This window comes from Rhodococcus sp. BS-15, assembly GCF_000813105.1.
In the GTDB taxonomy this organism is placed as follows: Bacteria; Actinomycetota; Actinomycetes; order Mycobacteriales; family Mycobacteriaceae; genus Rhodococcoides.
The window spans coordinates 1-9,635 of record NZ_BAOX01000193.1; the positions used below are offsets into that span (position 1 = coordinate 1).

Below are 9,635 nucleotides of genomic sequence, written 5' to 3' on the forward strand. Positions count from 1 at the left end.
GATCTCGACAGTGCCACTGCGGCAATGAAAGTGATGACCGGGCCCACCGCCACCGATCCACGCAGCCGGGCCTGGCCGGCCGACGTACGGCTCGCCGCATCCCCGCAGCCCCGCGTCGCCGTCCCCCGAGGCGAGGATCTGACGTCGTTGAGCCCGGCGTACCGTCGGGCATTCGAGGAGACGGTTGCCGGCCTGGCCGACAAGGGCATTTCCCACGCCGAGGTCGACATCTCGACGCTGCTCGACGCGGCAACACTGCTGTACGACGGAGCGATCGTGGCGCAGCGCTATTCGGCCGTCGGGGAGTTTCTCGACACCACGCCTGCCGGTGCCGATCCCACGGTGTCCGCGATCGTCCGATCGGCTGCCGAGCCGTCCGCGCACCGGTACGTCGACGACCTCGACGCTCTCGCCAGGGCACGGACTGCGGCCCGCGAACTGCTGAACGGTGTCGACGGTCTGCTGTTGCCCACCACCACCGAACATCCGAGTATTGCTGCGGTGCAGTCGGATCCGGTCGGCATCAATCGACGCCTCGGCACGTTCACCAACTTCTGCAACCTCCTCGACATGGCTGCGGTGGCCGTTCCCGGAGCCCCGACGCCTGACGATGCTCCGTTCGGGGTCATGGTCGTGGTGCCTGCATTCGAGGATCAGATCGCGATCGACCTCGCTGCACAGTTGAGCGGCGTCGCGTCACCGTCGTTGATCGACGACGGGTTCGAGGTATTGGCCGTCGGTGCGCATCTGCGCGGTTTTCCGGTGCATCACCAGTTGACCGATCGCGGTGCACGGTTCAGCGGCGAGGTGACGACCACGGCGGACTACCGGCTGGTGGATCTGCACACCACCCCGCCCAAGCCCGGTCTGGTGCGGCGAGCCGGCGACGGCGCTCCCATCTCCGGAGAGCTCTATCGCATGTCCGCTGCCGCACTCGGAACCTTCCTCGCTGGATTGCCCACGCCGATGGGTCTGGGCCCGGTCGAGCTGTCCGACGGCCGCTGGGTCACCGGATTTTGCTGCGCGCATGACGCGGCCGAGGCCGGAACCGACATCACCGAATTCGGTGGCTGGCGCGCATACAGGCTCACGCCGGGACCGGTTTGCCTCCGTCGGTCGCCACGCGTACGGCGAGCAGTCCGAGCACCGTGCCCATGACGTAGCGCTGCACCCTCAGCCACGTGGGGCGAACGGCGAGGAACTGCGCGATCGATCCGGCGAGCACCACGATCGCCAGGTTGACCGCCACGGCCACAGCGATCTGTACGCCGCCGAGCGTGAATCCCTGCAGCAGAAGGTGTCCGGCCGCAGGATCGACGAACTGCGGGATGACCGAGATGTACATGATCGCGATCTTCGGATTCAGCAGGTTGGTCACCAAGCCCATCGTGAACAGGCGCCCAGTCGAATCCTGTTGCAGCTCGGTCGGTTCGAAGGCCGACACCGTACCGCGCAGGGCCTGCACCGCCAACCAGGCGAGGTAGGCCGCACCGGCGAGCTTGACCGCCGTGTACAGCGCTGGCACGGCGGTGAACACCGCTGCCAGGCCGAGATTGGTGGCCGTGAGATAGACCAGGAAGCCGAGCGCGACTCCGGCCAGCGACACCAGTCCCGCCCGTCGGCCCTGCGAAATGCTGCGCGAGACAAGGTAGATCATGTTCGGCCCCGGCGTCAGAACCAACGCGAGAGCCACTGCGAACACCCCGAGGACTGCGGAATACGACACCATGCGGTCAACACTTCACGCCGACCGACCCGCACGAGAAGAGCCAGTTTCGGTTTCGTGGTCTCTATCCGGCACGCACGACAGTGGCCACCCCGTCGGCGATCGCCGCCATCCCGGCCGCCGTCGGATGCAGGGGTGCCGCAGGATTCTGCGGGACGACCCCCTCGAAGTACCGCTGATCGGCAGCGACACACACATCGTGGCCGACACTCAACGGCTCCGTGTCGACGAACTCGGCGCCGTGCTCGTTCGCCTGCATCCGTAGGGCCTCGTTCATGGCGGTGATGCTGCCCTGGATGTAGTCGGCGTCCTCGGGCAGCATCGGCTGGGTGGGGAAGCAGCCGCCGTCCGGCAGATAGGTGCCGTATCCGACCACCAGAATCCGCGCGTCGGGCGCACGTTCGGCCACCGCGTCGAGCATCGCTCCCCAGCTCGGTGCGCTGTCCGCGATGGCCGCGACCACGGTGTCGACGCCGCCCGCGGTGAGGCGGTCCTTGCAGACGTTGGTGGCCGAGGTGTCCGCGAACGTCAGGCACTGCACGGCCGTCGAGACCAACCCGATGTCGTTACCACCGATCGTGACGGTCACCAGATCGGTCTCCGGAGTCAGTGCGTCGAGCTGCACGGGCACCTCGCCGCTGGATGTGCCCTGCGGAGTGGAGACGATGTTCTCGGTGACGGCACCCGAGCAGGTGACGTCGACGAACGAAGCGACAGCGAGTTCTTCTGCGAGAACGTGCGGATAGTTGGCGTCGGACTGCTGGCATCCCGGTGCGCCGACCTGGTCGGGGATCCGCGGACCCGATGCCGCCGAGTCACCCAACGCGACGTAATTCAGCGGAACGGCCGCGTCCGACGACACAGCCGGCGCTTCCGATACCGAAGAGTCCGACGAACAGCCCGCCAGTACGCAGACAGAGACAGCAAGACCGACGAGAATTCCCTGGCTCCTCACAGCTTCGACGCTACAGCTGCCGGTAACCTCGACCGGGTTGTCCAGGACACACAGTCCATCGCATCGAACAGAGGAATTACATGATCACCGCGTTCATCAACCAGATCCTCAGCGGCTTCGGCTCCATTTCCGCTGGCAGCAGTGGCTTCGAGCTGGCACCGGGAACGCTGCCCTTCGGGCTGTAGAGACCGCCGGAACGCTCACCCGCGCGGGGCCGACGATTGCTTCGGTGCCGCGCGGGTACCCCCGAGTCATGACTACCCACAACAACGACCAGAAGAACGACGACCCTGCTCCTGACGCCAAGGAGGATGTGACGTCCGATCCGGCCGCAGCGGCGGAGGACAACGATTGGTCGAGTGAGGGCGGCGCGGTCGAAACCGGTCCCGCGACCGACGACGAGCGAACCGACAGCAACTAACCGATCAGACGGCGGGGAGCGGCCCGCAGCGTGCGGACGTCGCCGTCGGCGACGATGTGTTCCACCGTCTCGCCGCGAGTGAGCATCGATTCGTCTACGGTGAAGTTCACGCGAGCATCGCCGAGCCAGTCGACGCCGACGACGATTCCCACGGTTCCTTTGGGGATTCCGCTGCGCCATCGCACGTGACCCAGGTTGCGGACCGTGATCACGGTTTCGCCGATCTCGAAATGCCCCATATGCCCCCCCCCCGGCTCGATTCTTACCGACCAGTAGACCTCGAGTGAACGCCCTGTTCAAGCGGTAGATCCGCGCTTACATCGACCACTGGCAGCCTCGAAGCCAGTCGGCACGATCACAATTCGGCGATTGGTCCGCTCTGAGCGCCTTTTCCCGTCCACAGGTATTTTTCACTTCCACCATTTGCCGTTCTGGCAATTTTTCTTGCCAAGCTTCGTGGCCGGGCGGACACTCTCCACATGACTACAGACACCGATCGACACACTCCGGTCGACGCGATCATCGTCGGCGGCGGAGTCGCCGGACTCAGCGCCGCCGTGGCCCTCGGCCGTTCCCGACGATCCGTCGCGATCATCGACGCGGGCGATCCCCGCAACGCTCCGGCAGCGCACTCCCACAACTACCTCACCCGCGACGGGGAGTCGCCTCTCGAGCTGGTTCGACTCGGCCGAGACGAGGCGCGGCACTACGGCGCACGCATCGTCGAGGGCATCGCAACGTCCGCGAATCGAACACAAACCGGGTTCGAGGTGACTCTCGCCGACGGTTCCGTCGTCCACGGCCGTCGCCTCCTGGTCACCACCGGCCTCACCGACGTCCTGCCCGACATCCCCGGCCTCGCCGATCGGTGGGGGCGCGACGTATTGCACTGCCCGTACTGCCACGGCTGGGAGGTACGCGATCGCAGGATCGGCATCATCGGCAGCGCCATGGTCGGGCACCAGGCACAGATGTGGCGTCAGCTCACCGAGCACGTCACGGTGTTCGCGCACACGGCACAGGAGCTGCCCGCTGCGGAGCCCGAGCGACTCGCCGCACGTGGCATCGAGGTCGTCGACGAGGAGATCGTTCGGGTCGATGTCGACAACGACGCCATCGTCGGAGTGACACTCGCGAGCGGCACGCAGATTCGGCTCGACGCGATAGTCGTAGGACCCAACTTCACCTCCCGCGCAGACATCCTGGTGTCGCTGGGGGTCGGCACGACCGAGATGGTCATGAACGACCATGTTCTCGGCACCTACGTCGAGGCCGATCCCGTCGGTGCCACATCCGTGCCCGGCGTATGGGTTGCAGGCAACGTGTCCGCACCGATGGACACCGTGGTGGCAGCGTCCGCGGCCGGAGTCAAGGCAGGCGCTGCGATCAACGGTGACCTGATCGAGGAGGAGGTCCGCTCTGCCGTGGCGCGGGAGAAGTCAACGCAGCCTGCGTAGTTCGTCGACCAAACCGCCGAGTGCGGCGGTGACGCTCATCAACCGCTCCCGGTCCTGGGCGGGAAGCGCATCGATGGCCTCGATGATTCGTCCGGACCACGCCTGACGAATGAGGTCCCGGTCGGTCAGCATCGAGTCGGTGACGCGCAATTGCACGACGCGTTTGTCGGCGGGCGACGGCGTGCGGGCGACGAGTCCGCGGGCGACGAGCACGCGGACGGCTGCGCTGACGTTACTCGGTTGCATCCGCAGTCGGTCCGCGACTGCGGAGTTGCTGATGTCGGGGTTGTCCTCGATCTCTTTGAGGATGGTCAACTCCGGCATCGGCAACCGATCGATGCCGAGGGATTCGACGGGGTCGAGGCGTTGCACGGTCCAACCGAGGTCGTGCACCACCGAGGAGAGTTCTTCGGAGTCGGTCACGTCACCATTCTAATACATATAAATTTATATGTTAATCTTGCTCTCATGTCACACGTCGAAACCTCCCCGAACGCGGCCGCAGCACCGGAACGGCGCGATACCGTGCCGCCGGGAACCGTGCTGATCGCCGTCCTCGCACTACTCACGGCCATTCCGCCCCTGGCCACCGATATGTACCTACCGGGATTTCCGGCGATGGCAACCGAACTCGGCACGTCGGCGAGCAACATCCAGCTCACTCTGACGACGTTCCTGATCGGACTCGCACTGGGCCAGCTGGTGATCGGACCGCTGTCCGACAACTGGGGCCGCCGCCGTCCGCTCATCGTCGGCTCGGCGGTCTGCTTGGTGGCGGGCATTGCTGCGGCACTGGCCCCCAACATCGAGTTCCTCATCGGAGCCCGCTTCGTCCAGGGCTTCGCGGGCGCGGCAGGCGTGGTGCTCGCGCGGGCCATCATCTCCGACCGAGCATCGGGCAGCGCTGCAGCGAGACTGTTCGGCGTGATGATGATCATCGGCGGCGTCGCTCCGGTGATCGCACCGCTGGTCGGCGGCGCAGTGGTCGACAGCATCGGTTGGCGCGGCGTCTTCTGGATCATCTCGGCGCTCACAGCGCTGATGCTGATCGCTGCCGTGTGCTTCGTACAGGAATCCCTGCCGCAGAACAGCCGCCGCGCAGGCGGGTTGCGCGAGATGCTCGACGGCATCGGCAGCGTCGTCCGCAATCGCCGCTACCTGGCTACACGCTGAGCTACGCCTTCGGCTTCTCGGTCATGTTCGCCTACATCTCCGCATCACCCTTCGTCCTGCAGAACATGCTCGGCCTGTCGGCCGGTCAGTACTCTGCCGCGTTCGCCGCGAACGCCGGTGGATTGATGCTGGGCAGCGCGGTCACGGCCAAGCTCTCCGACCGCGTGAGCCTGCACCGCATGCTGGCCTGCGGCGTCATCGCCGTCATGGCCACCACCAGCGCGTTGGCGGTACTCACCTTCGTGGGAATCACGCTGTGGCCCATGCTGATTCAGCTCTTCGCCACCGTCACCAGCCTCGGATTCGTCTTCGCGAATGCCACGACCCTGGCCGTCGAGCAGGTCCCGGCCCTGGCGGGCACCGGATCGGCAGTGCTCGGCGCCCTTCAGTTCGGTCTGGCCGCAGTCATTTCCCCGCTGGTCGGCCTGGGGGGCGACGCCACAGCCGTCCCCATGGTGATCGCGATGTTTTTCGCAGCGCTGATGTCGATGAGCATGCTGTTCCTGGTGGCGAAGAAGCAGGCCTAGCTACCCAGAGCCGCCGCCAGCCCCTCTTCCACGGCGTCCTTGCCAACACCGAGCGAGCCGAGGGTGGCGTCCTCGTTCTCCAGCAGTGCCAGCAGAATGTGCTCGGTGCCGATGTAGTTGTGTCCCAACCGAAGCGCCTCACGGAAGGTCAGTTCCAGCACCTTCTTGGCACCGGCATCGAACGGCACGAGATCGGGCACGGGGTCGGCCGGTTCCGGCAGCGTCGCCGTCACCGCAGAACGGATCCGATCGGGCGTGAGGCCCTGAGCTCCAAGCAGTTTCGCCGCGAATCCCTCGGGTTCGCCGAGCAGACCGAGAACCAGATGCCCGGTGGTGATGCAGTCGTTGGCAGTGGCCCTTGCCTCGTTCTGCGCTCCGACCACCACGTTGCGCGCCCGCGGGGTGAAGCGCGAGAAACCCTGACTGGCATCGAGATCGGCGGGATCGTCGCCGCCTTTCGCGACGAAGCGCTTCTGCACCGCCTGCTTGCTGACACCCATGGATGCGCCGATGGCAGTCCAGGACGCCCCGGAACGACGAGCCCGATCGACGAAATGTCCGATCAGATGATCGGCGACCTCGCCGAGGGCATCGGCCGCGATCACCGCACCCGAGAGTTGATCGAGCGCATCGGTGTGCACTTTCTCGATGGCGTCGATGAGGTCGTCGAGCCGGACGGGGTTCGTCATCTTCAGTGGTTGCGTCATGCGTCAACTCTAGGTTGACGTTGAAGATGCGTCAACCCTCGGTTGACGCCACTGTGCCGTCGCAACATCTGTTGAAGTTCTTCGCCCGCCAGGTCGAACTTCGGCCCCGTACGCACTGCGCAAAGACGTATATTCACCCATGAGGCGCCGCGAACAGCCATGCGAACGCCACGAGCGAGAAGGAAGTAGGTCCTTCGATGAATACGAAGGTCGCTGCGCCCTTCGCCATGCACACCAAACGGACCGCCGGTCTGGTGGCAGTGGTCGTCGTCGCGAGCACCGTCTTCGTTCTCGGCGATGCCGGAGTGCGGGCCGGTGTCCTGGCCACCGTCGCCGTCGGTTCGGTTCTGGCCATCAGCTCCGCGATCCATAGATACCGTCCCGACGACTCTCGATGCTGGTGGGCGTTGTTCGGTGCCTCGGTGATGTTCATGTTCGGGGTCTCGCTCCGCAGTGATCCCACCGCACTGAATCATTCGTTCCCGCTGCTGCCGGATCTGTTCACACTGACCGGGTACGCACTCGTCGGTTACGCACTCTCGCGGTGGATCCGAGACCGGCAGTCGATCGACGACATCACTCCACTGGTCGACGCCGGCCTGATCTTTCTCGGCACCCTGTTCCTGTCGTGGTTGCTGTTCATCTCCCCGGCCCTCGAATCGCCCCGTTCGTCGGCATCGACGGTGGTCAACGGGCTCTATCCGGCGATCGACGCAGCACTGATCACCCTGACCACCTACCTGTTGTTCTCGTCCAAGCCCCGCACCGCTGCGCTGCAGTGGGCCCTGATCGCACTCGTCGCGACACTCGTCGGCGACGTCTCGTACGCCTTCGCGGCCACCACCGACGACGCGCCGTCCTCGGGATTGCTCGACGGCATCTACCTGTTCGCGTATCTCTCCCTGGCGATGGCCGCCCTCGATCCGTCGATGCGCACCGTCTCGCAGCGGCAGACTCCTGCCCCGGCGCACAGCAGCCGCCGCGTCGTGTTCGTGGTGACGCTGCTGGTCGTCTGCGCCACGGTGCCGCTGCTGGGTTCGGCCGTGTCCACCGGTGATCTGGTCGTTCGGTCCCTGTTGCTCGCGTCGATCCTGGTGGGCGCATTCCTGCGCGGCGAGCGCGCGCTGACCCGAGTGCAGGTCGGCGAGGAGCACGCGAAATACCTGGCCGCTCACGATCTGTTGACCGGCCTACCCAACCGCACGATGCTCGACGAGGAATTCACCCGGCTCGAGCGCACGCAGACTCCGGGACGCACGTGCGTCCTGTTCGTCGACCTCGACAACTTCAAGATGGTCAACGATTCGTACGGCCACCGCGTCGGGGACGAACTCATCGTGGCCGCAGCGCGACGCATCCGCGCCGCGGTCGGTGCCGCCGACACCGTTGTTCGGTACGCCGGTGACGAGTTCGTCGTGCTGACCCGCCGCGATCGCGGCGGAGCTGAAGCGTTGGCACGCCGCATCATCGATCGGACGAACGAACCGTTCCCCCTGAGCGCGGCAACGGCATACGTCACGGCCTCGGTGGGGATCGCAGACGCGGACCGATTGCACGACGCCATCCGCGAGGCCGACACCGCGATGTATCACGCCAAGTCTCTCGGCGCGGCGCGCTACGCGTTCTTCGACGAGTCCCTTCGTGCGCGAGCGACGTCCGCGATCGAGACCGCCACCGCATTGCGCGGCGCGATCAGACGCGGCGAACTCGAGGTGTACTACCAGCCGATCATCGAGACCGCCTCACGCGCCACCGTCGTCTACGAGGCACTCGTGCGCTGGAACTGGCAGGGGCGTGTGCGTACCCCCAACGAGTTCATCCCGATTGCCGAATCGACCAATCTCATCAAGGAAATCGGCGAGTGGGTGCTGCGCACCGCGATCTCCGATCTGGTGACACTGCGTTGCAACGGGCAGAACGTCACCATGTCGGTGAACGTGTCGCCGATGCAACTGCGAGACGATTCGTTGCCCGTCATCGTCGGGCGACTGCTCGACACGTACGGCCTCGACGGAGCGGATCTGGCACTCGAGATCACCGAGAGCGTCCTGATCGACGACATGGGCACGGCGAAAAGCGTTCTCGATCGACTCGCCGCGATGGGTGTGCTCATCGTTCTCGACGACTTCGGTATCGGCTATTCCTCGCTGAGCAGGCTGCGCGCGATGCCGATCGCACTGCTCAAGATCGACAAATCCTTCGTTCACGAGATCGGCAGTTCGGAGTCCGACACTCAGCTGATTCGCGCAATCGTCGCCATGGCATCGGCGCTGCCGGTGGCGACGGTGGCCGAGGGCGTCGAGACCGAGGAGCAGGCCGCGATCATCGAGGCTCTCGAATGCCGCTTCGCGCAGGGCTTTCTGTTCGGTAGACCTGCGCCCGTCGCACACTGGCTGCTCGAATCTGCCGAGACCCGTGCCGGCAAGTGAGCCGGGTGTTAGCGTCGGGCGGTGTCTGCAACGCGCCCACTCCGCTCGACCGCCCTTGCATGTGCCCTGCTGCTGGTGCCGCTCGCCGCGTGCAGTAGCAGCGAAAGCAACGATCCCGACTCCGCGGCCGAGAACAGCTGTGTCCTCGGTGCCAGTGGCGGCACCCCGGTAGGAGCGACGCCGAGCGCGAGTTCGGGCGACATCTCCACCAATCCCGAAGTGGCGACCGGGTATCGATCG

Annotated in this window: 11 protein-coding genes and 1 pseudogene; 7 read left to right on the forward strand and 5 right to left on the reverse strand. The window is 65.6% G+C overall.

What is annotated here, in order from left to right; all coding sequences use genetic code 11:
- Window positions 1-1,158, forward strand: a 1,158-nt coding sequence (locus tag RHBS_RS18885) for an amidase family protein (RefSeq protein WP_272913879.1), incomplete at its 5' end; no start/stop codon positions are given.
- On the opposite strand, the gene RHBS_RS18890 is transcribed toward RHBS_RS18885, so the two are convergent.
- Together RHBS_RS18890 and RHBS_RS18895 are read right to left on the reverse strand one after the other, a co-directional pair.
- Entirely contained in the window at window positions 1,088-1,729 is a 642-nt protein-coding gene (locus RHBS_RS18890) for a LysE family translocator (protein WP_128646222.1), read from the reverse strand. The genes RHBS_RS18885 and RHBS_RS18890 overlap by 71 nt on opposite strands.
- A gap of 61 nt (window positions 1,730-1,790) precedes the next feature.
- Window positions 1,791-2,588 carry an SGNH/GDSL hydrolase family protein gene (locus tag RHBS_RS18895; RefSeq protein WP_237669409.1) on the reverse strand — a complete coding sequence of 266 codons (798 nt, stop codon included), beginning with the start codon at window positions 2,586-2,588 and terminating at the stop codon, window positions 1,791-1,793.
- A 346-nt stretch (window positions 2,589-2,934) separates the two neighbouring features.
- On the opposite strand from RHBS_RS18895, the gene RHBS_RS29140 reads away from it, so the two are divergent.
- Window positions 2,935-3,102 (forward strand): hypothetical protein, encoded by a 168-nt coding sequence (locus RHBS_RS29140; RefSeq protein WP_187298551.1) that lies wholly within the window; start codon window positions 2,935-2,937, stop codon window positions 3,100-3,102.
- Here the strand turns inward: RHBS_RS29140 and RHBS_RS18900 are convergent.
- Complete coding sequence (locus RHBS_RS18900; protein ID WP_237669411.1) at window positions 3,099-3,341, reverse strand: hypothetical protein; 243 nt, start codon at window positions 3,339-3,341, stop codon at window positions 3,099-3,101. The two genes, RHBS_RS29140 and RHBS_RS18900, sit on opposite strands and share 4 nt — an antisense overlap.
- 240 nt (window positions 3,342-3,581) lie before the next feature.
- On the opposite strand from RHBS_RS18900, the gene RHBS_RS18905 reads away from it, so the two are divergent.
- Entirely contained in the window at window positions 3,582-4,559 is a 978-nt protein-coding gene (locus RHBS_RS18905; RefSeq protein WP_128646223.1) for an NAD(P)/FAD-dependent oxidoreductase, read from the forward strand.
- Here RHBS_RS18905 and RHBS_RS18910 read toward each other — a convergent pair.
- Window positions 4,542-4,982: a MarR family winged helix-turn-helix transcriptional regulator gene (locus tag RHBS_RS18910; RefSeq protein ID WP_237669413.1), complete on the reverse strand. Its 441-nt coding sequence runs from the start codon at window positions 4,980-4,982 to the stop codon at window positions 4,542-4,544. The two genes, RHBS_RS18905 and RHBS_RS18910, sit on opposite strands and share 18 nt — an antisense overlap.
- Window positions 4,983-5,027: 45 nt before the next feature.
- Between RHBS_RS18910 and RHBS_RS31870 the strand changes: the two genes are divergently transcribed.
- Together RHBS_RS31870 and RHBS_RS31875 are read left to right on the forward strand one after the other, a co-directional pair.
- Entirely contained in the window at window positions 5,028-5,732 is a 705-nt protein-coding gene (locus RHBS_RS31870; RefSeq protein WP_306303554.1) for an MFS transporter, read from the forward strand.
- Window positions 5,618-6,259, forward strand: a complete 642-nt coding sequence (locus RHBS_RS31875) for an MFS transporter (RefSeq protein WP_374700631.1) — start codon at window positions 5,618-5,620, stop codon at window positions 6,257-6,259. The genes RHBS_RS31870 and RHBS_RS31875 overlap by 115 nt, the downstream gene beginning before the upstream one ends.
- Here the strand turns inward: RHBS_RS31875 and RHBS_RS18920 are convergent.
- Window positions 6,256-6,966, reverse strand: a complete 711-nt coding sequence (locus RHBS_RS18920) for a Clp protease N-terminal domain-containing protein (protein ID WP_187298552.1) — start codon at window positions 6,964-6,966, stop codon at window positions 6,256-6,258. The two genes, RHBS_RS31875 and RHBS_RS18920, sit on opposite strands and share 4 nt — an antisense overlap.
- Before the next feature lie 197 nt (window positions 6,967-7,163).
- Here RHBS_RS18920 and RHBS_RS18925 point away from each other — a divergent pair, with 197 nt between their 5' ends.
- Window positions 7,164-9,395, forward strand: a complete 2,232-nt coding sequence (locus RHBS_RS18925; RefSeq protein WP_128646224.1) for a bifunctional diguanylate cyclase/phosphodiesterase — start codon at window positions 7,164-7,166, stop codon at window positions 9,393-9,395.
- A 21-nt stretch (window positions 9,396-9,416) separates the two neighbouring features.
- Window positions 9,417-9,635, forward strand: a pseudogene (locus RHBS_RS29785) (gamma-glutamyltransferase); the annotation flags it as partial.

What these genes read in the sequence shown, in the direction of transcription:
- RHBS_RS18890 (WP_128646222.1), bottom strand. Translation starts at nt 1,729, where the DNA reads ATGGTGTCGTATTCCGCAGTCCTCGGGGTGTTCGCAGTGGCTCTCGCG.
- RHBS_RS29140 (WP_187298551.1), top strand. Translation starts at nt 2,935, where the DNA reads ATGACTACCCACAACAACGACCAGAAGAACGACGACCCTGCTCCTGAC.
- RHBS_RS18925 (WP_128646224.1), top strand. Translation starts at nt 7,164, where the DNA reads ATGAATACGAAGGTCGCTGCGCCCTTCGCCATGCACACCAAACGGACC.
- RHBS_RS18905 (WP_128646223.1), top strand. Translation starts at nt 3,582, where the DNA reads ATGACTACAGACACCGATCGACACACTCCGGTCGACGCGATCATCGTC.
- RHBS_RS31870 (WP_306303554.1), top strand. Translation starts at nt 5,028, where the DNA reads ATGTCACACGTCGAAACCTCCCCGAACGCGGCCGCAGCACCGGAACGG.
- RHBS_RS18920 (WP_187298552.1), bottom strand. Translation starts at nt 6,966, where the DNA reads ATGACGCAACCACTGAAGATGACGAACCCCGTCCGGCTCGACGACCTC.
- RHBS_RS18900 (WP_237669411.1), bottom strand. Translation starts at nt 3,341, where the DNA reads ATGGGGCATTTCGAGATCGGCGAAACCGTGATCACGGTCCGCAACCTG.